General features: G+C 38.5%; 22 protein-coding genes. 14 read left to right on the forward strand and 8 right to left on the reverse strand.

The genetic code is table 11. The features are described 5' to 3' along the window. Positions 1-137: 137 nt before the first annotated feature. Positions 138-1,130: an arginase gene (locus ACWITO_RS11455; protein ID WP_448530132.1), complete on the reverse strand. Its 993-nt coding sequence runs from the start codon at positions 1,128-1,130 to the stop codon at positions 138-140. A gap of 286 nt (positions 1,131-1,416) precedes the next feature. Here ACWITO_RS11455 and ACWITO_RS11460 point away from each other — a divergent pair, with 286 nt between their 5' ends. Beyond that, entirely contained in the window at positions 1,417-1,887 is a 471-nt protein-coding gene (locus tag ACWITO_RS11460) for a regulatory protein RecX (RefSeq protein WP_448530133.1), read from the forward strand. A gap of 3 nt (positions 1,888-1,890) precedes the next feature. On the opposite strand, the gene ACWITO_RS11465 is transcribed toward ACWITO_RS11460, so the two are convergent. Further along, complete coding sequence (locus tag ACWITO_RS11465; RefSeq protein ID WP_448530134.1) at positions 1,891-3,777, reverse strand: DNA topoisomerase IV subunit B; 1,887 nt, start codon at positions 3,775-3,777, stop codon at positions 1,891-1,893. A gap of 115 nt (positions 3,778-3,892) precedes the next feature. On the opposite strand from ACWITO_RS11465, the gene ACWITO_RS11470 reads away from it, so the two are divergent. The 10 genes from ACWITO_RS11470 to ACWITO_RS11515 all read left to right on the forward strand — a co-directional run bounded on the left by ACWITO_RS11470 (position 3,893) and on the right by ACWITO_RS11515 (position 12,992). Continuing rightward, complete coding sequence (locus ACWITO_RS11470) at positions 3,893-4,390, forward strand: hypothetical protein (protein ID WP_448530135.1); 498 nt, start codon at positions 3,893-3,895, stop codon at positions 4,388-4,390. Between the two features lie 3 nt (positions 4,391-4,393). After that, the gene (locus ACWITO_RS11475; RefSeq protein ID WP_448530136.1) at positions 4,394-4,840 is read left to right on the forward strand and encodes a hypothetical protein; all 447 of its coding nucleotides are present in this window, start codon (positions 4,394-4,396) and stop codon (positions 4,838-4,840) included. Positions 4,841-4,870: 30 nt separating this feature from the next. Continuing rightward, positions 4,871-5,383, forward strand: a complete 513-nt coding sequence (locus tag ACWITO_RS11480) for a hypothetical protein (protein ID WP_448530137.1) — start codon at positions 4,871-4,873, stop codon at positions 5,381-5,383. Positions 5,384-5,443: 60 nt separating this feature from the next. Beyond that, positions 5,444-6,886, forward strand: coding sequence for an aldehyde dehydrogenase (locus tag ACWITO_RS11485; RefSeq protein ID WP_448530138.1), 1,443 nt, complete (start codon positions 5,444-5,446; stop codon positions 6,884-6,886). A gap of 147 nt (positions 6,887-7,033) precedes the next feature. Next, complete coding sequence (locus tag ACWITO_RS11490) at positions 7,034-8,494, forward strand: S1C family serine protease (protein ID WP_448530139.1); 1,461 nt, start codon at positions 7,034-7,036, stop codon at positions 8,492-8,494. A 5-nt stretch (positions 8,495-8,499) separates the two neighbouring features. Continuing rightward, positions 8,500-9,291 carry a nucleoside triphosphate pyrophosphohydrolase gene (mazG, locus tag ACWITO_RS11495; RefSeq protein WP_448530140.1) on the forward strand — a complete coding sequence of 264 codons (792 nt, stop codon included), beginning with the start codon at positions 8,500-8,502 and terminating at the stop codon, positions 9,289-9,291. 279 nt (positions 9,292-9,570) lie between these two features. Then, positions 9,571-10,671 carry a TerC/Alx family metal homeostasis membrane protein gene (locus ACWITO_RS11500; RefSeq protein WP_448530141.1) on the forward strand — a complete coding sequence of 367 codons (1,101 nt, stop codon included), beginning with the start codon at positions 9,571-9,573 and terminating at the stop codon, positions 10,669-10,671. Next, positions 10,668-10,946 (forward strand): hypothetical protein, encoded by a 279-nt coding sequence (locus tag ACWITO_RS11505; RefSeq protein ID WP_448530142.1) that lies wholly within the window; start codon positions 10,668-10,670, stop codon positions 10,944-10,946. Before ACWITO_RS11500 ends, ACWITO_RS11505 begins: the two co-directional genes overlap by 4 nt. Before the next feature lie 238 nt (positions 10,947-11,184). After that, positions 11,185-12,492 carry a ribosome biogenesis GTPase Der gene (gene der, locus ACWITO_RS11510; protein ID WP_448530143.1) on the forward strand — a complete coding sequence of 436 codons (1,308 nt, stop codon included), beginning with the start codon at positions 11,185-11,187 and terminating at the stop codon, positions 12,490-12,492. A gap of 5 nt (positions 12,493-12,497) precedes the next feature. Beyond that, positions 12,498-12,992, forward strand: a complete 495-nt coding sequence (locus tag ACWITO_RS11515; RefSeq protein ID WP_448530144.1) for a shikimate kinase — start codon at positions 12,498-12,500, stop codon at positions 12,990-12,992. 60 nt (positions 12,993-13,052) lie between these two features. On the opposite strand, the gene pyrF is transcribed toward ACWITO_RS11515, so the two are convergent. The 3 genes from pyrF to ACWITO_RS11530 form a co-directional block, all read right to left on the reverse strand. Next, positions 13,053-13,859, reverse strand: a complete 807-nt coding sequence (pyrF, locus tag ACWITO_RS11520) for an orotidine-5'-phosphate decarboxylase (RefSeq protein WP_448530145.1) — start codon at positions 13,857-13,859, stop codon at positions 13,053-13,055. A 12-nt stretch (positions 13,860-13,871) separates the two neighbouring features. Beyond that, the gene (locus tag ACWITO_RS11525) at positions 13,872-14,801 is read right to left on the reverse strand and encodes an ion transporter (RefSeq protein WP_448530146.1); all 930 of its coding nucleotides are present in this window, start codon (positions 14,799-14,801) and stop codon (positions 13,872-13,874) included. Positions 14,802-15,007: 206 nt separating this feature from the next. After that, complete coding sequence (locus ACWITO_RS11530) at positions 15,008-15,457, reverse strand: peroxiredoxin (protein WP_448530147.1); 450 nt, start codon at positions 15,455-15,457, stop codon at positions 15,008-15,010. Between the two features lie 208 nt (positions 15,458-15,665). Here ACWITO_RS11530 and ACWITO_RS11535 point away from each other — a divergent pair, with 208 nt between their 5' ends. After that, positions 15,666-17,102 (forward strand): TolC family protein, encoded by a 1,437-nt coding sequence (locus ACWITO_RS11535; protein ID WP_448530148.1) that lies wholly within the window; start codon positions 15,666-15,668, stop codon positions 17,100-17,102. Between the two features lie 195 nt (positions 17,103-17,297). Here the strand turns inward: ACWITO_RS11535 and ACWITO_RS11540 are convergent, their stop codons facing one another. From ACWITO_RS11540 to ACWITO_RS11550, 3 genes are all read right to left on the reverse strand, one after another. After that, positions 17,298-17,732, reverse strand: coding sequence for a hypothetical protein (locus ACWITO_RS11540; RefSeq protein WP_448530149.1), 435 nt, complete (start codon positions 17,730-17,732; stop codon positions 17,298-17,300). Between the two features lie 43 nt (positions 17,733-17,775). After that, positions 17,776-19,002: a GAF domain-containing sensor histidine kinase gene (locus tag ACWITO_RS11545; protein ID WP_448530150.1), complete on the reverse strand. Its 1,227-nt coding sequence runs from the start codon at positions 19,000-19,002 to the stop codon at positions 17,776-17,778. Positions 19,003-19,139: 137 nt separating this feature from the next. Beyond that, the gene (locus tag ACWITO_RS11550) at positions 19,140-19,547 is read right to left on the reverse strand and encodes a hypothetical protein (RefSeq protein ID WP_448530151.1); all 408 of its coding nucleotides are present in this window, start codon (positions 19,545-19,547) and stop codon (positions 19,140-19,142) included. Positions 19,548-19,763: 216 nt separating this feature from the next. On the opposite strand from ACWITO_RS11550, the gene ald reads away from it, so the two are divergent. After that, a complete protein-coding gene (gene ald, locus ACWITO_RS11555; RefSeq protein WP_448530152.1) occupies positions 19,764-20,879 on the forward strand; it encodes an alanine dehydrogenase in 1,116 nt (371 codons plus the stop codon). Positions 20,880-20,990: 111 nt separating this feature from the next. Next, entirely contained in the window at positions 20,991-21,965 is a 975-nt protein-coding gene (locus tag ACWITO_RS11560) for a polyprenyl synthetase family protein (protein WP_448530153.1), read from the forward strand. Positions 21,966-21,980 lie beyond the last annotated feature (15 nt).

A 21,980-nucleotide genomic window follows, 5' to 3' on the forward strand; every position in this document is an offset into this window, starting at 1 on the left:
GACATAAGGTTGTGTATCTAAGGCAAATATACTAAAGACTTGGAAAAGATTGAGCAAATGCAAAAAAATACACATTCATTCCCATTAGGCTAAGAATGAAACGTTTCAGCATAGTTGTAGAATAGTTTTGCGTCAAATCAAATAGAAAGAGAAGTTATTTCAGACTTCTCATAGCTTTCTGGATTTTTTGCACTACTGATAGTGCTTTCCAACACTTCAAAAGCTACTTCGCCCATTTTATTGCCTTTGGTATCCAGCAAAGGGTTAATTTCTACCATTTCCCAAGCACATACACGCGTATCTTGTACCAGTAAAGCGTTAATTTCTTTTGCTTCGGCTACACTCAAACCACCCGAAACAGGAGTACCTGTACCTACCGAAATACTGCTATCCATACTATCTACATCAAAAGAAATGTAAATCAAATCGCAATCGGCAAGTTTTTCGTCTAAAATTTCTCTGATAACCACTTCTACACTTCTACGTCTGATTTCTTCTACGCTGTAATTACGGATTTTATGTTTGGCGATGAAAGATTCTTCTTGGGTTTCGGTATCGCGAAGGGCAATATATACCAAATGATTAGGGGAAAATTTTGCTCCTTTTACACCTAAATTTTTTAGTTTTTCCCAAAACAAGATAGTAGTAGGATTTACTTCATTTACTTTTTCGCTCAAATTATCTTCGGCAAGGGCTATAGCTACGGGCATTCCGTGCATATTGCCCGAAGGCGTTGTATAGGGCGAATGTAAGTCGGCGTGGGCATCAATCCAGATTACGCCCAAAGTTTTGTCAGGAAAAGTTTTCTTGATACCTGCGATAGTGGCACTGGCAGAGGAATGATCGCCTGAAATAACAAAAGGAAAGAGATTTTTTTTCAAACAAGTATGAATTTGCTCACAAATTTCAATCTGATTTTTAAGAATTGCATCAATATTTTTGGCAAAGGTGTGCGGGCTATTCTGAAATAAGGCTTCGTTGCTAACGCAAATTTCGTGATAAGGATATTGTTGGAAAAAATTTTTGTTTTTGCTCAAACTTGCAATTCTAACGGCATCAAATCCTAAACTGGCACCACGCGTGCCTGCACCGAGTTCGGCTTTTACTCCTAACATACAAACGGAACGCATACATTTTCATTTTTGGTGAAACATTAAAAGGTTCAAATCTCAAAAAAGATAGAAACATCAGAACGTTTAGCAAGATAGACAATTTGTTTGATTTCTCAAAATTTTATACCAAGATTAAAGTGGTTTGCAAGATATTTCGTGCTTTATTTCTTGATTTTCAAAGGTTTATCAGCAAAAATTTTTGAATACTTATTCGCTAAAATTCTTGAAAATTCAAAATCGTAAGGTAATCCTTTTCTTTTGCTACCGAAATTTTGCTTATTTTGCTATTTCAGGATTTAATACTATGGAAAAAAAAGTAGTTTCGGTAAAAGAGGCTTTGCAAAAAATGGCTTCTTGGTGTGCCTATCAGGAACGCTCCCAATATGAAGTCCGAAAAAAATTGAAAGAAACATACTTGCTTGATAGCGAGGAAATGGAGTGGATTATTGCCGAACTCATTACACAGGGTTATATCAACGAGGAACGCTTTGCCAAAACCTTTGCAGGAGGTAAGTTTCGCATAAAAAAATGGGGAAAACGAAAAATTCGTCAGGCTTTGCAAATGCACCATATTACAGAATATTGCATCAAAGAAGCCCTCAAAGAAATTCCTGATGAGGACTACGAAGCAACTGTACGTGAATTGCTTATCAAGAAAAATAGGCAAATCAGTGAAAGAAATCCACTGAAACGCAAGCAAAAACTCGCTTATTACGCCATTGGCAAAGGCTTTGAAAGCGATATTGTTTGGGATATTGTAAATGAAATGGTGTAGAGGCTACACCATTTCCATTTCTGCAATAATTTCTTTTTCAGAGAGGGTTTCCAGCTCTACTCGTAAGTTGTTGATAATAAACTCTTGACGAGCAGGCGTGTTTTTACCCATATAGTATTCTAAAATTTTGGGGATATTGGTATGCTCTTTGAGTATTACAGGTTCTAAACGAATGTTCTCGCCAATAAATTCGGCAAATTCATCAGGAGAAATTTCGCCTAAACCTTTGAAACGTGTAATTTCGGGATTTCCGCCGAGCTGTCGGATAGCTTTTTGTTTTTCTTGTTCCGAGTAGCAATAAATAGTTTTTTGCTTATTGCGTACCCTGAAAAGAGGGGTTTCCAAAATGTACAAATGCCCATTGCGTACCAAATCGGGGAAAAACTGCAAAAAGAAGGTAAGCAAAAGCAAACGAATGTGCATACCATCTACATCTGCATCAGTAGCAATCACGATTCGGTTGTAACGCAGGCTTTCCAAGCCGTCTTCAATATTGAGAGCGTGTTGCAAAAGGTTAAACTCCTCGTTTTCATACACCACTTTTTTGCTCATATTGTAGCAGTTGAGTGGCTTGCCTCGCAAAGAAAAAACAGCTTGCGTGAGCGGATTGCGAGCTTTGGTAATAGAGCCACTTGCCGAGTCTCCTTCCGTGATGAATAGCGTAGTATCTTGGCGAAGTTCGTGCTTGTAGTCGTCGTAGTGGATACGACAATCGCGAAGTTTTTTGTTGTGCAGATTGGCTTTTTTGGCTCTTTCGTTGGCGAGTTTCTTGATACCTGCAATTTCTTTACGCTCACGCTCCGACTGCAAAATGCGTTTGAGCATTGCTTCGGCAGTTTGCGGATTTTTATGCAGGTAGTTGTCTAATTCTTTCTTGACAAAATCATTGATAAATGCCCGAATGCTTGGAGAGTTTTCATCGGGAGCAAGATTGGTAGAGCCTAATTTAGTTTTCGTTTGTGACTCAAACACTGGCTCTTGCACACGAATACTGATAGCCCCTACTACGGAAGCACGAATGTCGGAAGCATCAAATTCTTTTTTGAAAAACTCTCTTATAGTTTTTACGAGTGCCTCGCGAAAAGCCGCCAAATGCGTACCGCCTTGGGTGGTATGTTGTCCATTTACAAAAGAGTAATACTCTTCTCCATACTGATTGCCGTGCGTGAGGGCAAATTCAATATCATTTCCTTTGCAATGAATAATGGGGTAGCGGATTTCGTCTTCATTGGTTTTGCGTAGCAAGAGGTCTAAAAGCCCATTTTTAGAAACATACTCTTGCCCGTTGAAAATGATTTTTAGCCCTGCGTTCAGAAAAGCATAGTTCCAAATTTGCTCCTCTAAGTATTGAGGTATAAAACTATAATTTTTGAAAATAGTGCTATCAGGTTCAAAAATTACGAGTGTTCCATTGGGTTCGGTAGTGGGCTGTAGTGGATAATCTTGAACAAGTACCCCTTGCTGAAATTCGGCTTTTTTACTTTGCCCATCACGAAAAGATTGCACCATAAAGTATGTAGAAAGGGCATTTACGGCTTTTGTGCCTACACCATTCAAACCTACGGATTTCTGAAAAACTGCTGAGTCGTATTTGCCACCTGTATTGATTTTAGAAACGCAGTCAATTACTTTTCCCAAAGGAATACCTCTGCCATAATCTCGCACTTTCACCCGATTTTCGCTTACTTCTATCTCAATTTTATTTCCAAAACCCATTGTGTATTCGTCAATGGAGTTGTCCAAAATTTCTTTTACAAGAACATAAATACCATCATCTTGCGAAGAACCATCGCCCAATTTGCCGATATACATTCCCGGACGCAAGCGTATATGCTCACGAGGCTCTAATGATTTGATGCTCTCTTCGGTATATTTTTGTGTGGTTGCCATTCCTTTTACGTTTTGGCACAAATTTACAAAGCAAGTGGAATACTTGGGCAATTTTTTTTGTTTTTATTGTAAAGTTGCCACTGATTTGCTAACTTTGTAAAATAAAGCATTATGTATGAAAAAAGTTTTTACGATAACTTGGATAATTTTCTTGCTGAATCACAAACTTTTTGCACAGCAAAGTGTTCCCTTTACGCTTGATGACCGCGACCGCCTCATCAAGATTGAGCAGAAACTTGATGAAATGGAAAAGCGTTTTACGCAGCGTATTGAACTAATAGACAAGCGTTTTGAGCAAGTAGATAAACGCTTTGAAGAGTTACGAGGCGATATGAATGCTCGTTTTGAGCAAGTAGATAAGCGTTTTGAGCAACAAATGAACTTTTTGTGGATATTGACGGCGATATTTTCTGCGGTAACGGTGGCGGCATTGGGATTTGCTTGGTGGGACAGACGCACAATGATACGTCCTTTTGAAACGAAAGTGAAAGAGATAGAGGAAAAAATTGAGCTAAACCAGAAAGATGTAAAAAACATAATGCTTTCTTTGCGAGAAGTAGCCAAGAAAAATAATGAAGTAGCAGAAATTTTAAGACAATACAATTTGATGTAGCTTATGCAAAGAGTTTTATTGATTTTCTTGCTTGTAGGTTTAAGTGCCAGAGCCCAGCAAAGCGTACCTTTTACGCTTGATGACCGCGACCGCCTTATCAAGATTGAGCAGAAACTTGATGAAATGGAAAAGCGTTTTACACAACGTTTTGAACAAATGGATAAACGTTTTGAAGAGTTACGAACAGATATGAATGCTCGTTTTGAACAACAAACTAATTTTTTGTGGATACTGACGGCGATATTTTCTGCGGTAACGGCGGCGGCATTGGGATTTGCTTGGTGGGACAGACGCACAATGATACGTCCTTTTGAAACGAAGGTGAAAGAGATAGAGGAAAAAATTGAGCTAAACCAGAAAGATGTAAAAAACATAATGCTTTCTTTGCGGGAAGTAGCCAAGAAAAATAATGAAGTAGCCGAAATTTTGAAGCAATACAATTTGTTATAGCCAAGAATAAAGAGCAAAGCCCATTGATGTATGAAAAATTACTTTTACGCGTTTTTGCTACTGATACAAGTTGCTTGCGTGCCAGATTTGAAAGAAAGAGGTTACGATACCAAAAAACTTGCCGAAGAGGTCAAGGATAGAAAAATTAAGAAAGTAACACCTCGCCAACTGCAAACTTGGGTTTTGCAGAAAAGTATGCTTATTACCGAAACACTCAACCAAGCTCCCAATACTCAAATCCAACAAAAATGGCAAGATTCCCTGCAAAAGGCTTATGCTATCAAGATTTTGCAAATTTCTGCTGATGATAAAAACCTTTTGCAAAATTCGGAGGGTAAGCGTAAAGCCTTTTTGGAAGCCTTTTTTTATGAATTGGAACAGGGGAAAGCGGTAGAGCCTACTCTACAAAAACTTGAAAATGAAGATTTTATTTTTGTAACTAAAATCACAAACGCTCCTCAAAAGGCTTGGCTTTTAGAATTTACAAAGCAAGAAGCCATACGGCACATTGACGCAAAAGAGTTGCGAAAAATGAGAGAGTAGTTTGGCAGGAAAGGGAATATAGAAACAACATAAACTTATTGGTATTACAAATTTTTTCAGATGATAGAAATTCTCAATTACCTTGGTGGAACTTTGCAAAAATCGCTTTCAGGAGATTTTTTACCCAATATTGAGCCTGCTACGGGCAAAATATTTGCTCAGTTGCCCCGAAGCAATGAAAAAGATGTTGCTCTCGCCATTGAATTTGCTCAAAAGGCTACAGAACAATGGAAAAATTTAGGAGCAGAGGGTAGAGCGAAAATTCTTTTGAAAATTGCCGACTTGATTGATAAAAATGCTGAAATGCTTGCCCAAGCCGAAAGCCGAGATAACGGAAAGCCGCTTTGGCTTGCCAAACAAATGGATATTCCGAGAGCTTCGCAAAATATGCGTTTCTATGCTACTGCGTCTTTGCATTGGGCAAATGAGAGCTACCAACAAACGGGCAGTCTGAATTATACTCTGCGAGAACCGCTGGGAATAGTGGGTTGTATTTCGCCTTGGAACTTGCCTTTGTATCTTTTTACTTGGAAAATTGCCCCTGCTTTGGCTTCGGGAAATTGTGTAATTGCCAAACCTTCCGAACTAACTCCTTATACTGCTTTTCTTTTCAGTCAAATTTGTATAGAAGCAGGTTTGCCCGCAGGCGTGCTAAATATTTTGCACGGCTACGGAGGAGAGGTCGGAGAAGCCATTGTTACGCACCCCAAAGTAAAAGCGATTTCTTTCACGGGTGGCACACGTACAGGAGCAAGAATCGCCTCGCTTGCCGCTCCGCAGTTCAAAAAACTTTCCTTAGAACTTGGTGGTAAAAATCCAACCATTATTTTTGCTTCTGCCGAATATGAAAAGGCTTTACAAACGGCTGTGCGTGCCGCTTTTCTCAATCAGGGCGAAATTTGCTTGTGTGGCTCAAGAATTTTTGTAGAAAAGCCCATTTATGAGCAGTTTAAGCAAGATTTTGTTCGTGAAACACAAAAACTCAAAGTCGGAAACCCCAAAGAGGAAACTACTTTTGTGGGAGCATTGGTTTCAGAAGCTCATTTGCAGAAAGTTTTGAGCTATATTGAACTTGCTGGGCAGGAAGGCGGTAAAATTCTGACAGGTGGAAAAAGAGTTTTTTTGCAAGGTGAAAATGCAGGCGGTTTTTTTGTAGAACCTACCGTCATTGAAGGGCTTTCTTACGATTGCCGTACCAACCAAGAAGAAATTTTTGGTCCTGTGGTTACGCTTACGCCTTTTGAAACCGAAACGGAAGTTTTGGCGTATGCCAATAGTGTTCAATATGGTTTGGCTTGTAGCATCTGGACGCAAAATTTTTCTCAAGCTCATCGTATTGCTCAAAAAATAGAAAGTGGCATTGTTTGGGTAAATTGTTGGCTTTTACGAGATTTGAGAACTCCCTTTGGAGGGGTAAAAAATTCAGGTGTAGGACGTGAAGGAGGTTTTGAGGCTCTCAACTTTTTTACCGAAGAAAAAAATATCTGCCTAAAAATTGATTAGCTCTGCTGAAATTTGGCTACAAAGTTTCTTCCTATTAAATTTTGAAGTTTGAAAGTTTGAGGCTTGAAAATATTAGGCGATTTCACTCTAAACTTTTATTCTGGCAAAAACGTTTATAGCAAAAGGTTTCACAAAAAACTTACACCTATGAAAAAAATAGTGTTTCAAGTGCTTATCAGTGTATTTTCGGGAGTATTGGGGGCGGCATTGTATTACGAGTTTATTGTAGAGCCCAAACAAATTGCTTGGCAAGAGGCAATTTTAAGCCAAAACTTTTCTGCTAAAATCCCTGTAATGCCTACCAAAGGCAAAGATAATGATACGGCCAATGCTATCCCTTTGCTTTCGCCGCCCGATTTTGTACAAGCATCGCAGATTGCTACCCCCAGTGTAGTGTATATCAAAAATATTTCTTCGCGTCAGTCTATGGATTGGTTTGATTGGTACTTTGGTGGGGGCGGGTACAGCTCAAGAGTAGTCTCTTCGGGTTCGGGAGTGATTTACTCGGCAGATGGTTATATTATTACCAATCATCACGTTATTGAAGGAGCGGAAAGCATTGAAGTAATTCACAATAAAAAAACTTACAAAGCCAAAGTAATAGGCAGAGACCCTTCTACCGATTTGGCTTTGCTTAAAATTGATGCCCGCAATTTGCCCAATATACGCATAGCACGCTCGCGTGATGTACAAGTAGGCGAATGGGTACTTGCCGTAGGAAATCCTTTTAATCTTACTTCTACTGTCACGGCAGGCATTGTGAGTGCCAAGGGCAGAGCTTTACGACTTATCAGAAGCACTCGCTTTCCCATTGAGTCTTTTATTCAGACAGATGCCGCCATAAACCCTGGCAATAGTGGAGGAGCTTTGGTGAATTTGAAAGGGGAACTCGTGGGTATCAATACGGCGATACTTTCGCAGACAGGCAGTTATACTGGCTATGGCTTTGCCGTGCCTTCGGATATTGTTGCCAAAGTAGTGAGTGATTTGATACAATTTGGTGATGTACAAAAAGCCTTTTTAGGGGTAGAGGTCTTGGATATCAATTCGGAAGTGGCACAAGAGTATAACTTGAAAGATTTGGAGGGGGTTTTGGTAGATAGGGTAATGAAAGAAGGAGCAGGCTTTCAGGCAGGCTTGCAGAAAGGAGATGTTATCCTGAAAATCAACCAAGAGCCTATCAATTCCCGAGCAGATTTTGATGAAAATTTGAGCTATTTCAGACCTGGTGACGAAATTACCATTACTTTCAAAAGGAAAGGAAAACTGGAACAAAAGAAAATAAAACTCACCAACCAACAAGGTACTACCGATACGAGCAAAAAAGAGGTGCTTTCTGATGATGACTTGGGAGCTGATTTGGAGAAAGTCCCTAAAATTGAACTTGAAAAAATTGGCATCAAAAACGGTGTGAGGCTCAATAATTTACGTAGAGGTTTTTTCAAAAATAATGGCTTTGAAGATGGTTTTATTATTTTGCGTATCAATGGCATTGAGATAAAAGACCCCAAAGAAGTGATAGAAATTTTGAATAAAGCACCTCGCCGAATTACCATAGAAGGCATTGACCGATTCGGAAGTCCCGCTTATTATTCTTTTACGAGATAAAAAATATGCACAGCCAAGAGGAAAAACAGCAAGCCTTTCTTAGGCTTTTGGATATAATGGACGATTTGCGTACCCAATGCCCTTGGGATAAAAAACAAACTTTGCAGTCACTTCGTCATCTTACGATTGAGGAGGTTTTTGAACTTTCTGAGGCAATTCTTTCCGAGAATATGCAGGAAATCAAGAAAGAACTTGGAGATGTACTATTGCATATTGTTTTTTACGCGAGAATAGCCTCAGAAACAGAAAATTTTGATATTGTTGATGTTATCAATGAACTTTGCGAAAAGCTCATTCGCCGACACCCACACATTTACGGAAATGTTTCGGTTTCGGGGGCAGAGGAAGTTACTCAAAATTGGGAACAGATAAAGCAAACTGAAAGCAAAGGTGAAAAATCGGTACTTGCGGGCGTGCCTGCCAGTTTGCCCGCTCTCCTGAAAGCTATGCGTATGCAAGAAAAAGCCCGTGCCGTAGGTTTTGATTGGGAACAGAAAGAGCAGGTTTGGCAAAAAGTAGAGGAAGAAATGCAAGAGTTTCAGCAGACCTACAACCACCAGCAAGCCTTTGATTTAGCAGAAGCTGAAAAAGAGTTTGGAGATTTGCTTTTTTCACTTGTCAATTATGCTCGTTTCTTGGGTATCAATCCCGAGACAGCTCTTGAAAGAACCAATCAAAAGTTTCTCAAACGCTTTCAGTATCTTGAACAAAAAGCCAAAGAAAATAACCGCAAACTTTCGGAAATGAGTCTTGCTGAAATGGACGTTTTTTGGAACGAAGCTAAAAATTTTACTTAAAAATAGCCAAATTATTACTTCGTTTGCTTGCGGTGCTAAAAATGTGATTTTTAAGAATTTGTGCAAAATATATTTTTTTATTTTGCCTAAAAGCAAGAAATATTTGCACAAAATTTTTGTTAAGCGAAAACATTTTGTATTTTTGTGATTGAAACTTACACGATTTTTCTGCGAGCCATCAACGAGTTTCGCAGAAGACTTGAAAAAATTTTTGTCAATATATTTTCTGCGTTTAGCGAAAAGTAGTATCTTACGAAACGTTTTGCACAAACAAAAACTATGTTCAGTAGCGAAATCCTCTTTTTTTCCGCTTTTTTGGTATTTATTGCCTTTGTATTAGCTTTGGATTTGGGAATTTTCTCTAAATCGAGCCACGTAATAAGTTTCAAGGAAGCGGTACTATGGACACTCGTTTGGGTCAGCCTGGCGATGATTTTTTTTATATTTCTGCGATATGAAGGACATTGGATTCATAACCCACAAAGCTACGATGAGATTGTCAAACGTATAGATATAGGGGATAGGGCTGATGTCAAAGTAAGTCCCGATTTGAGTTTAGAAGAAAACTTACAAATTTACCGAAACTATATTTCCATAGAGTTTATTACCGCTTATATTATTGAGTATGCACTTTCTGCCGATAATATTTTCGTGATTATTTTAATTTTCTCTTCTTTTGGCTTACGTGAGGAGTATTACAAAAAGGTGCTTTTTTGGGGGGTTCTTGGAGCTATTGTAATGCGTTTTATATTTATTTTCTTGGGTATTGAAATTGTCAAGCAATTTCATTGGGTACTTTATCTTTTTGGGGCTTTTCTTATTTTTCAGGGGGTAAAGATTTTCTTTGAAAAAGAAGAAGATGAAGAGGAAACCATAGACCCGCAGAAACACCCTATTGTACGCTTTGCTTCCAAATATTTTGCTGTATATCCGCATTATGAAGGCGATAAGTTTTTTGTTGTGAAAAATGGCAAAAGAATGATAACTACACTTTTCATTGTTTTGCTTATCGTAGAATTTACCGACCTTATTTTTGCAGTAGATTCTGTGCCTGCGGTGCTTGGCATTACCCAAGACCAGCCCATAGCGTATTTTTCTAATATTTTCGCTATTATGGGCTTGCGTTCAATGTTTTTCTTGCTTTCCAACATTATGCACCTCTTTCACTATCTCAAATACGGCTTGGGGGTTCTGCTCACTTTTATAGGTTTGAAAATGGTTTTAGAATATCCTCTACAAGAAATTGGTTTCAAGCCTACTTACTCTATCTATATCATTTTGAGCATCCTTACCACCAGTATTGTGCTTTCGCTCATTTTCCCCAAAAAAGAAGATATAGAAAGCACTATCGTTGAGGAAAAAAAGTCTGCTGATGTATGAGCAAAAAGAAAAAATATACTCTCATTGGGCTTGCTTTCTTAGTAATTTCATTAGTAGCTTGGATTTCAATGATGACCTTCGGAGTGTATAGCGAAGGGGTACGAGCAGGAACGCTGGATAAGTTTAGCAAAAAAGGAGTTGTTTTCAAGACTTGGGAAGGAGAGTTACGAATTGGTACAGAAGATAGAATAAATCCCCAAAGGTTTGTATTCTCGGTAAATGAAAACGAAAAAGAGGTTATTCAAAAATTGCAAGATACAACGGCAAGCAAGTAAAGCTATACTACAAGCAAAAGTATTGGGTTTTCCCTTGGCAAGGGGATAGCGAATATTTCATCTACAAAGTAGATTTGGTGAAATAAAGTCATCTAATAAACGAAAAAGAGATATAACCACACAACGAAGGTTGGTGGTTTTTTATTTTTTTGTAAATTTGCGGTTCGCTTCCTAAACGAAAATATCAGCTCTCAAACTCTCAACTTGCAAAATTTCAACTTCAAAACCTTCAACTTGTATGGCGAATATTGTAGCGATTGTAGGCAGACCAAACGTGGGAAAATCTACCCTTTTCAATAGACTTACACAAACCAAAGATGCCATTACCGATGACCAAGCAGGTGTAACTCGCGACCGACACTATGGGCTTGCCGAATGGCTCAATAAAACTTTTACCCTTATTGATACAGGCGGCTATGTGGTAGGTTCGGAAGATATTTTTGAAGCCGCTATCCGTAGGCAAGTAGGTATCGCCGTAGAAGAAGCCTCGGTGGTGCTATTTATGGTTGATGCAATGGAAGGATTGCACCCGCTGGACAGAGAATTTGCCAATATCCTTCGCCGTTCTAAAAAGCCTGTTATTGTAGTTGCCAACAAAACCGAAACCTTTGAACGTAACCAACAGGCTTATGAGTTCGCCGCTTTGGGCTTGGGAGAAGTTTTTGCTATTTCTGCTGAAACAGGAAGCGGTACAGGCGATTTGCTTGATGAAGTAATTAGACACTTCAAAGATGAAGAAGAACCCAACCCTTATGAAGGTTTGCCTCGTTTTGCAATTTTAGGAAGACCTAATGTAGGGAAATCCTCATTGCTCAACGCCCTTGTGGGCGAAGAGCGTAGCATCGTAACAGACATTGCAGGCACTACTCGCGATTCCATTGATACCCACTACAATTTATATGGAAAAGAGTTTATTCTCACCGATACGGCTGGGCTTAGAAAAAAAACCAAAGTACGCGATAGCATAGAGTTCTATTCGGTAATGCGTTCTTTGCGTACTTTGGAAGAATGTGATGTTTGTATTATGCTTATTGATGCTACCCAAGGGCTTGAATCGCAAGATGTAAATATTTTACGCCTTGCCGAAAAATCTAAAAAAGGAATGGTACTTGTGGTAAATAAATGGGATTTGATTGAAAAAGACCACAAAACCGCTAAGCATTACGAAGATGCTATTCGTAAAAAACTTTCCCCAATGGATTATCTGCCCATTGTTTTTGCTTCTGTAAAAGAGAAAAAGCGTATTTTCAAAGTGGTAGAAAAGGCTTGTGAGGTGTATGAAAATCGTAAAAAACGTATTCCTACCTCACAACTCAATGATGTAATGCTTGCCGCCATTGAAAGCTACCCGCCTCCTATGATTAAAGGAAAATACGTGAAAATCAAATACGTAACCCAGCTTCCTACGCATACGCCTACTTTTGCGTTTTTCTGCAATCTGCCCCAATACGTTCAGGAAAGCTATCAGCGTTATTTAGAAAATCAGCTTCGTAAAAATTTTGATTTTGAGGGCGTGCCTTTGCAACTGGTGTTTAGAAAAAAATAAAGTCTATGTTTTTTTTGATAGGAATGCCTGCTTCGGGCAAAAGCACTTTGGCTCACAAAGTAGAAAGTAAGTGGAAATGGCAAGCGATTGATTTAGACCAAGAAATTGAAAAAATAGCACAAAAATCCATATCACAAATTTTTGCAAAGGAAGGTGAGCCATTTTTCCGAAAAATAGAGGCAGAGGCTTTGAGAAAAATCCCTATTGAACCCCCAAAAATAGTAGCTACGGGAGGCGGCACCCCTTGTTTTCATCAGAATTTAGACTATATGCTGGGGGCAGGCAAAGTGATTTTTCTTGATGTTCCGCTCTCACTTATTGGGGAAAGAATTTTGAGCCAAAAGTCGCAAAGACCTATGTTTGCTCAAAAAACTGATGCCGAAATTCAAGATTTTCTTGAAAAGCTATACCAAGAGCGTTTGCCTTTTTACGAAAAAGCTCATTTTCGGATTAAAGAGTGGAACGAGATAGAAAAAATTATACAGCATGCAAACCTTTGAAAGGCATCTACTCAACCTTGAAAATCAACACATCAAATCCTGTATATCCTGCAAATCCTTTCACCCCTGATAATGTTTCATTTGTTTTTGCCAAAATTCAGCTCTTTGGTAGGCTTTTTCGGCAAAATCTTTGGCTTGCGAGGCAAATAAAATATCTCGGGAAACATTGATAAGCAAACCACCTGCTTCGTTAGTGCCGTATTCTATCACTTTTTCCAAATCACCACCTTGCGTGCCAACACCGGGTACAAGTAAAAAATGATTAGGTGCTAATCTGCGGATTTCTTGTATTTTTTCGGTTTGCGTAGCACCTACCACATACATCATTTTATGGTGGTCAGCCCATTCTTGCGATTTGAGCATTACTTCCTCGTATAAATAGCGATAGTTGGAAAGTTTGAGCATTTCAAAATCTTTGCTACCCACATTGGAAGTAAGAGCGAGCAGAATAACCCATTTATTTTCATATTCCAAGAAAGGGCTAACAGAATCTTCGCCCATATAGGGGGCAATGGTGAGAGCATCAAAGGCGAGTGTTTCAAAAAAGGCTTTGGCATAAAGTTTTGAGGTGTTTCCAATATCACCGCGTTTGGCATCGGCAATTTTGAAAACATTTTTTGGCAAAAGTTCCAAAGTTTTTTCCATTACTTTCCAGCCTTCTGCCCCAAGGGCTTCATAAAAAGCCGTATTGATTTTGTAGGCAATGGCAAAAGGTAAGGTAGCTTCAATAATAGCTTTATTGAAAGTGAGTATTCCTTCGGCATTTTGGGGTAGATGCGTAGGTAGTTTGCTCAAATCGCTATCCAGACCTACGCATAGAAAAGATTTTTTGGCTGTAATGGCTTCTTGAATTTGTTGGTAAGTCATATTTTCAGAAAATCAGGACTTGGTTTTATTTACTTCTTCACGCAATTTTTGGATTTCTGTACGCAGTTCTTCAATTTCTGTAAGCATTTTGCCACGCATTTCTTTCAGCGTATCGCTTATTTCCCTGAAAAGCTCTTTTTCTTCCAAAGCCTGTTTGGCATTGATTTTCTCTTGCACTTGCGAAGTAAGCACTGCTACAAATACATTGAAGCTCACAATAACGGTGAGAATTACAAAACTAATAAAATACCCTTTTATCCACCAAGAATCTTCATAATGTTCGCTTGCTTGGTACATCATTTCTACCCAGCCCTCTAAGGTCATTACTTGAAAGAGAGAAAGAAAAGACGCCCCCAAACTGCTGAAATCGGCATTTTCGTACTTGTGGTGGCTGAAAAGATAAATCCCAATAATAGAGTAAATATACAAAAGCACCCCCAAAAGCAAGGCAAAGGAAAACACCGTGGGAATAATGCTTACAATTTTGCGTTCTACTTCTTTGAGTTCGTTGCTAATTTCTAAAAGGCGAAGAATACGTAGCACCCTGAATAGCCGTCCTACTACCAAAAATTCAGGATGTTCAAAAATATGTACGATAAGGCTAAATATACTAAAAGCTGTAATGACGAAATCAAAGCAGTTCCAAAAGCCGTGTTCGTGGAATAGGATTTGAGTACGTTTTTTACCTGTTTTAGGGCTAATTTGTTTTTTGAGCGAAAATAGCTTGAAAAATTCCCAAGGTTTATCCTCTGCAAAAATACGCAAAATGACCTCAATGGTAAAATAAAGGGTAAAAGCAGTGTCTAAAACTACAAAAAGCAAGATTTCTTGCGTAAAAGAGGCTTCAATACCCAGCAGAACAGAGCAAGCTATAATCATTATGCTGGTGGTACGGATAAAAGATTTGTTCCTGACAAGTCTTTGAACCAAAGTTTTACTCATAGCTGAAAGATTGATGAAGTTACTCAGGGGTTTGAAATATTGTAATTATTTACGTTCAAAAGTTCAAAGTTTCAAGAGTTTTGGGTGAAAGTTTTAATCTGTCTAATCCCCAGTGTCCTAAAATCTTGTTTCCTGTTTCCATAGTACAAGACCTAAACAATTACGAAATATTTTACCTTAGAATTAGGCAACAGAAACCTTGCATTTCAAAATTTCAACTTTTCCAGCATCGCTTTGATATGCTCTTCAGCTCCAAAAAAATCTTGATAGACTGCCACGATTTTGTGTTCTTTATCCAAAAGGTACGAAATGCGTTTAGGAATACCAATAATAGGGATAAGTGCTTCATAAGCCTTACAAACCGAGCCATTTACATCGGCAAGCAGTTCAAAGGGTAATTTGTGAGTTTCTTTGAATTTTTGGTGGGTATCAATATTATCTCTGCTGATGCCAAAAACATCAACTTCTAAATTGCGAAAGGTAGCGAATTGGTCTCGGAACTCGCAAGCCTCTTTGGTACAACCGGGTGTAAAATCTTTGGGGTAAAAATATAAAACACAAGGTTTGCCTGCCAAATCTTTGCTTAAAGAGATGTTTTTGCCACTTGTTGAGGGCAAAGTAAAATCTGGGGCAAGCGTGCCTACTTTGAGAGCCATAGCGGTATTTTTTGAGGTTGTAGGCGTAAAAGTAAAGATTTTTTTTCACAAATTTGCAATACAAAAACGTTTTTTGAGTTTCTTTGATGTTTGAAAAATGAAGTAAGAATCAGGAAATAGGAGCAAGATTATAGACAAGCAAACTTCCAATATTTCAACTTAAAATTTTCAAACCATTCACAACCCTGAACGTAAATAATCACTTTCTATGAAAAAATTTTTGTTTTTAATTTTTGGCATTACAAGTTTTTCAGTTTTTGCCCAAGAGCGTTGGTCTTTGCAAAAATGTGTAGATTATGCAGTTGAAAACAATATTAGCATCAAGCAAAGGCAACTGCAAGTAGAAAGTGCAAGTCAGAGCCTTATGCAGAGTCGTGAAAGTCGTTTTGCTCCGCAGTTGTCGGCTTCGCTCTCGCAAGCAATGCGTACAGGTCGTTCTATTGACCCTTTCACTAACCAATTTGTAACACAAAACGTTTTCTCAACCAATATTTCGCTCAATGGAAATATTGTACTTTTCAATGGTTTTGGAACACTGAATACTATCAGGCAAAACGAAACTACCCTCAAAGCCAATCAGCTTGATGTAGAGCAAAGCAAACGCGATATTTCTCTTAATGTAGCGAATGCTTACTTGCAGTTGCTTTTGGCACAAGAACTTGAACAAGCCAGTTTGGCACAAGTAGAAATTACTAAAAATCAGTTAGAGCGTACAGAAAAGCTATTCAAGGCGGGTTCTATTGCAGAAGTACAGGTTTTGAACCTAAAATCACAACTGGCTAATGACGAGGTGAATGTAATTACAGCACGAAACCAAGTAAGCCTTGCTCGGCTCAATCTTTTGCAACAAATGAATATGCCTGCTACACAAAGTATTGAAATTGAAAAAGTAGAAGTAGCAACCATTATCAACGAGTATGCAGGTAAAAATCCACAAGAAATCTATGATACAGCCGAAAAAAATCAGTATAACATTCAGAGTGCAGATTTGCGAATAGAAAGTTTGAAATACAATGAGGCAGTAGCACGCTCGGCTTTGTATCCTACGCTTACGCTTGGGGCAGGTATCAATTCGGCATATTCCAGTGCCGCTCCCAGCGAGCTTTTTCGCCCCGATGGCACCAGTACGCTTGTGCAAGTGCCTATTGGCTATGTAGGTGGTTCTTTTGATACAGTTTATACCATTCGGGCTGTACCGAATGGTAAAATTGAGCCTAATCGCTTTTTCAATCAAATGGATTTCAATCGCAGTTCATTTGTAGTTTTGAACTTGAACATACCACTTTATTCGCAAGGGCGTACGCGTAATGCTATCACGCAGGCTCGTATCCAGCAAAAAAATCAAAAGTATCAGGCAGATTTGCTTCGCCAACAGCTTCGCCAAGCCGTAGAACAGGCTTACAACGATATGAAACTTGCTCAAAGCAACTTTGAGGCACGCCAGAAACAAGTAGAAGCCCTTGAACTGAATTTCAAGGCGGTAGAAAGTCGTTTTAATGCAGGAGCGAGCAATGCCGTAGATTACAATTTGGCTAAACTCAATTTAGACCAAGCCAAAGCCCAGCTCATTCGGGCAAAATACGAGTATCTGTTCCGTATCAAAGTGCTGGATTTTTATATGAATAAGCCTATTGAATTGCGATAGGCACAGCTTTTGATATTTGGGCTGTTTGAGATTGACGACTTTACTCAAACCTGACAGGTTTCTCAAACCTGTCAGGTTTAGCAGTTTTTAGCAGTTGGATTTTTAAGTATTTGGTTTAGAGGATTTTCCTGAACTAATTTTGTTTGGGTATAAATACCTATTTCTTGCTTCCTGTATCCTGTTTCTGTAAGTAAATTATCTGATGTAATCTCCTGTGGCATCTCGGCATCGGCGTATGCGTTTTTTGAGGCGTTTTTTCCAGAAAAAACCATTTTTCCAGAAAGCTCTGAAATGAGCATTGAGGTTGGTAAAAAAAATATTTTTCTTGGTCATTCCGTAGCCTATATCTTTGGGAATGATGATAAACTCTATACCCATTTTTTGGGCTTCCATTTCGGCACAACGATTGCCATACAAGGCTTCTTTGCTTTCTGTAATATGAATTTGAATGTAACGACTGCCCGAATCTCGCATTACAACGGCATCTCTACCTGTAATTTTCCACTCATTTTCTTGCCCCGTGATTTGTGATTTTTCTTTAATGATTTTAGTACCCAAATCGTTTTTTTTCTTTTGAGCAAAAAGAAAAGTGGAAAGCACAAGAAAAACAAACGCTAAAAAATATTTCATATTTGTAAGTTTGAGAGCAAAGTTACAAAAATTAGCAAGATTTTCAAGGCTTTTCGTTCAGAGGAAGCAAGACGGTGAAAGTTGTGCCTTGGTTTTCTTGGCTTTCTAGATGAATTTTGCCACCAAGAAGGTAAATAAAAGTTCGCAGAAGTTGCAAAGCTGAGCCTGAGCCTTGTTCATTATCAGTGCCTTTGCGAGAAACAACACCTACTCCTGTCCAAAAGCTATGTTGTACTTCTTCGCTCATACCTATTCCTGTGTCTTTGACAACAATTTTCAGGTTTTGATGTTCTTGACTAATTTCGCAAGATACACTACCGCCTTTGGGAGTGAATTTGATAGCATTATTCAGTAAGTTACGAATAATGCTTCCAAACAGAAAAGGGTCAGTTTGGATAGTTGGAGGGCAATTTTTAATACAATAATTGAAATTGATACCTTTTTCTTGGGCTTTGGTAATTTTGAACTCAAAAATGGGGGTTAGATATTCTTTTAACGCAAAGTTTTCAATACGAGGATTGATGCCACTGTTACTTTGTTGCAATTTACCCCAAGCAAGAATATGGTCTAAAACGTGCAAAGCATTTTGAATATCTTTTTGAATTTTTTGGGCAGAATTTTTGGCTTCATCGGGGTTTATGGCTTCTTCTATCAGCAGGGTGGCAATACCATACATAGAAATCAGTGGAGAGCGAACATCGTGAGCAATCAGTGAAAAAACTTTTTTCTGAAAATCTAACTGCTTCTGTAAAAGTTCTTTTTGGAAGTCCAATTGTTTGTTTTTCAGACGCATTTCTATTTTTTCCGCTACCTGTTTAGAAAGTATTTGCAGGGCAAATTTTTGCTCTTCGGAAAGCAAGCGAGGCTGGGTATCTACTACGCAAAGCGTACCTAAATTCAATCCTTCGCTGGTAGTGAGCGGATAACCTGCATAAAAACGAACTCCTAATCCGTTGCTAACAAAGGGGTTATCTGCAAAGCGTTCATCTTGCAAAGCATTAGGTACTTGCATTAACTCGTTTTGTAGAATGGCGTGGCTACAAAAAGCCACATCGCGAGGGGTTTCTTGCTCTTCTATTCCTACTTTGGATTTGAACCACTGCCGGTCTTTGTCTATAAGCGTAATGAGTGCAATAGGAGTATTGCAAATCATAGCGGCAAGTTGGGTAATTTCATCAAATTCCTTTTCGGCAGGGGTATCTAAAATATCATAAGCGTACAGAGCTTCTAAACGCTCTTTTTCGTTAGTGGGTAAGGGGGCAACTTTCATAGCCTAAATCATTTCAAAAACATTACCAAAAACAAACTTATTTTGTTTTTTGGAAAAACTAAAAAACTTACACAAATGCAATTTTATTGCAAAATAAGCAATTTGTGTAAGTTGTACAAAAAGTTTAGAGATTTTTTTTAGAATTTGATTTGCTCTTCACTTTCAACGACTTTTACGGAGAAAGGAAGCACCAAATCCATCAAAAGCCCGCCGTATTTGATAATCTTGGAGCTCGTAATGACCCACATTGTTTTGATATTTTTTTCGTAATTTTTTAGAAATTTTTGAAATTTTACTCTTGCCATTGGGTCGTAATCTTGCATTTCTTTACAAGAACAAACCACACAAAGAGCCTTATCGTCTTTCAGTTCATTTTGTAAAATTTTTTCGGCTTGGGGTAAAATTTCGGTGGCGAGCTTATCATCAAAAACCCCTTTGAACTCAAAATAAAGGCAATTTTTGCCTTCAAAAGTTTTACAGAATACTTGGGCAAAATTTTCGGAATTGCCCTGAGCTTTGTTTTTAGCAAATAGACCTGAAAACATAGCTTTACTTGGTTTAAGTTTTACCTGATACAAAAATAACAACAAATATAGTATGCTTGCATATTATTTTCGGCGAAGTATGATTTTTTCTTGGTAAAATTTACATACATACATACGAAAATTCTTCCAATTTGGTTTTTGGAAAATTTTTCAAGAAAAATGCAATTCAAACTAAAAAAACTTATATTTGAGCCTTGAACCAAAATTCTAATTTCTATGCTAATAGGAGTTCCAAAAGAAATCAAGACCAACGAAAATCGTGTAGCGGTTACGCCTGCGGGGGTAGCTGAATTTCGCAAACGCAATCACGAAGTATATGTACAAGCCTCGGCGGGTGAGGGCAGTGGCTTTTCTGATGAAGAGTATCGCAGTGCAGGTGCTACGATTTTGCCTACCATAGAAGAAGTGTATGCCAAAGCCGAAATGATTATCAAAGTAAAAGAACCCATTGAGCAAGAATATGGCTTAATCAAACCGCATCATTTGGTTTTTACTTATTTTCATTTTGCTTCTTCCGAAACGCTCACGCGTGCAATGATTGAGAGCAAGTCTGTTTGTTTGGCTTACGAAACCGTTGAAAAAGCCGATAGAAGTTTGCCATTGCTGATACCAATGTCGGAAGTTGCAGGTAGAATGGCGATTCAGCAAGGGGCAAAATATTTAGAAAAGCAATTCAAAGGTCGTGGGGTATTGCTTGGAGGGGTACCAGGTGTAAAACCTGCCAATGTACTTATTTTAGGAGGTGGTGTTGTAGGAACACACGCCGCATTTATGGCGGCAGGTTTGGGGGCTCACGTAACCATTATGGATATTAGTTTGCCTCGTTTGCGTTATCTTGCCGAAATTATGCCTCGTAATGTGCAAACCGTGATGTCTAACGAATACAATATTCGTGAAGCTATCAAGGTTTCTGATTTGATTGTAGGAGCAGTGCTTATACCTGGTGCCAAAGCCCCTCATCTCATAACCCGTGATATGCTCAAACTAATGCGTCCGGGAACGGTGCTGGTTGATGTAGCCGTAGACCAAGGTGGCTGTATTGAAACCTGCAAACCTACTACTCACGAAAATCCTACTTATATCATTGATGATGTAATTCACTATTGTGTGGCTAATATGCCTGGGGCAGTACCTTATACTTCTACGGTAGCTCTTACCAATGCTACACTTCCTTATGCTATTCAGCTTGCTGATAAGGGGTGGAAAGAGGCTTGCAGAAATAGCAACGAACTAAAACTTGGCTTAAATGTTATCAAAGGCGATGTAGTGTATAAAGGTGTTGCTGATGCCTTTAATTTGCCTCTGGTTGATGTCAATAAGCATTTGGAGTAAACCTAATACAAAAAATAGGTTTCAAAAAAAGCCACGAAAAAAATATTTCATTCGTGGCTTTATTTTTGGGTATTGGAAAAAACATAAATTTGTACTAATGTTTGAAAAATTATGAACTTAAAACCCTATCTGCAAGTTGTTGAGGATTATTTAGAAAAATATACTTATGGCACTAGCCCTACCGAACTTTATGAGCCTATCGGTTATATGATGAGTTTGGGAGGAAAGCGTTTGCGTCCTTTATTGGTGCTTTTGGGTTATGAAATTTTCAATGAAAATTGGCAAAAGGCTATTCCTGCTTCGGTGGCAGTAGAGGTGTTTCATAATTTTACCTTAATGCACGATGATATAATGGATAAAGCCCCACTCCGACGCAATCACGCCACAGTACATACCAAATGGAATGAAAATATAGCTATTCTCTCGGGAGATGTAATGCTCGTGAAGGCTTATGAAATTTTGCTTCAAGGCGTTGAGGATAAGTTTTTGCGTTCTGCAACGCAAAAATTCAGTCGTTGTGCTACGTGGGTTTGCGAAGGGCAACAATGGGATATGAATTTTGAAACACAAAATCAAGTTACTATTCCTGAATACTTGGAAATGATACGCCTCAAAACGGCTGTACTTTTAGGTTTTTCCTTGGAACTCGGGGCTATGCTCGCAGGAGCTAATGAAACAGAACAAGAAAAACTTCGCCTTATCGGTGAAAATATGGGAATAGGCTTTCAGCTCAAAGACGATTTGCTTGATGTGTATGGAAGTCCTGAAAAGTTTGGTAAGCAAGTAGGGGGTGATATTATTGCCAATAAAAAAACTTATTTGCTTATAGAGGCTTTACGAACTGCTGAAAATCAAATCAAAGATGAACTTTTGTATTGGCTTTCCTTGAAAGAATTTAGCCCACAAGAAAAAATAAAAGCTGTTACAGAAATATACAATTTGCTGGGCATAAAAGAAAAAACAGAAAAACTGATAGATAGTTTTTTCCAAAAGGCTTTTGATAGTCTTGCTGAAATGCAAGTCTCGGAAGGTGCAAAAGAAAAATTAAGAAACTTTATGACTTGGCTCATTGAACGAGAAAACTAATATTCAGATATTGCA

The sequence above is a fragment of the Raineya sp. genome, from assembly GCF_053497555.1.

What these genes read in the sequence shown, in the direction of transcription:
- ACWITO_RS11455 (WP_448530132.1), bottom strand. Translation starts at nt 1,130, where the DNA reads ATGCGTTCCGTTTGTATGTTAGGAGTAAAAGCCGAACTCGGTGCAGGC.
- ACWITO_RS11460 (WP_448530133.1), top strand. Translation starts at nt 1,417, where the DNA reads ATGGAAAAAAAAGTAGTTTCGGTAAAAGAGGCTTTGCAAAAAATGGCT.
- ACWITO_RS11465 (WP_448530134.1), bottom strand. Translation starts at nt 3,777, where the DNA reads ATGGCAACCACACAAAAATATACCGAAGAGAGCATCAAATCATTAGAG.
- ACWITO_RS11470 (WP_448530135.1), top strand. Translation starts at nt 3,893, where the DNA reads ATGAAAAAAGTTTTTACGATAACTTGGATAATTTTCTTGCTGAATCAC.
- ACWITO_RS11475 (WP_448530136.1), top strand. Translation starts at nt 4,394, where the DNA reads ATGCAAAGAGTTTTATTGATTTTCTTGCTTGTAGGTTTAAGTGCCAGA.
- ACWITO_RS11480 (WP_448530137.1), top strand. Translation starts at nt 4,871, where the DNA reads ATGAAAAATTACTTTTACGCGTTTTTGCTACTGATACAAGTTGCTTGC.
- ACWITO_RS11485 (WP_448530138.1), top strand. Translation starts at nt 5,444, where the DNA reads ATGATAGAAATTCTCAATTACCTTGGTGGAACTTTGCAAAAATCGCTT.
- ACWITO_RS11490 (WP_448530139.1), top strand. Translation starts at nt 7,034, where the DNA reads ATGAAAAAAATAGTGTTTCAAGTGCTTATCAGTGTATTTTCGGGAGTA.
- mazG (WP_448530140.1), top strand. Translation starts at nt 8,500, where the DNA reads ATGCACAGCCAAGAGGAAAAACAGCAAGCCTTTCTTAGGCTTTTGGAT.
- ACWITO_RS11500 (WP_448530141.1), top strand. Translation starts at nt 9,571, where the DNA reads ATGTTCAGTAGCGAAATCCTCTTTTTTTCCGCTTTTTTGGTATTTATT.
- ACWITO_RS11505 (WP_448530142.1), top strand. Translation starts at nt 10,668, where the DNA reads ATGAGCAAAAAGAAAAAATATACTCTCATTGGGCTTGCTTTCTTAGTA.
- der (WP_448530143.1), top strand. Translation starts at nt 11,185, where the DNA reads ATGGCGAATATTGTAGCGATTGTAGGCAGACCAAACGTGGGAAAATCT.
- ACWITO_RS11515 (WP_448530144.1), top strand. Translation starts at nt 12,498, where the DNA reads ATGTTTTTTTTGATAGGAATGCCTGCTTCGGGCAAAAGCACTTTGGCT.
- pyrF (WP_448530145.1), bottom strand. Translation starts at nt 13,859, where the DNA reads ATGACTTACCAACAAATTCAAGAAGCCATTACAGCCAAAAAATCTTTT.
- ACWITO_RS11525 (WP_448530146.1), bottom strand. Translation starts at nt 14,801, where the DNA reads ATGAGTAAAACTTTGGTTCAAAGACTTGTCAGGAACAAATCTTTTATC.
- ACWITO_RS11530 (WP_448530147.1), bottom strand. Translation starts at nt 15,457, where the DNA reads ATGGCTCTCAAAGTAGGCACGCTTGCCCCAGATTTTACTTTGCCCTCA.
- ACWITO_RS11535 (WP_448530148.1), top strand. Translation starts at nt 15,666, where the DNA reads ATGAAAAAATTTTTGTTTTTAATTTTTGGCATTACAAGTTTTTCAGTT.
- ACWITO_RS11540 (WP_448530149.1), bottom strand. Translation starts at nt 17,732, where the DNA reads ATGAAATATTTTTTAGCGTTTGTTTTTCTTGTGCTTTCCACTTTTCTT.
- ACWITO_RS11545 (WP_448530150.1), bottom strand. Translation starts at nt 19,002, where the DNA reads ATGAAAGTTGCCCCCTTACCCACTAACGAAAAAGAGCGTTTAGAAGCT.
- ACWITO_RS11550 (WP_448530151.1), bottom strand. Translation starts at nt 19,547, where the DNA reads ATGTTTTCAGGTCTATTTGCTAAAAACAAAGCTCAGGGCAATTCCGAA.
- ald (WP_448530152.1), top strand. Translation starts at nt 19,764, where the DNA reads ATGCTAATAGGAGTTCCAAAAGAAATCAAGACCAACGAAAATCGTGTA.
- ACWITO_RS11560 (WP_448530153.1), top strand. Translation starts at nt 20,991, where the DNA reads ATGAACTTAAAACCCTATCTGCAAGTTGTTGAGGATTATTTAGAAAAA.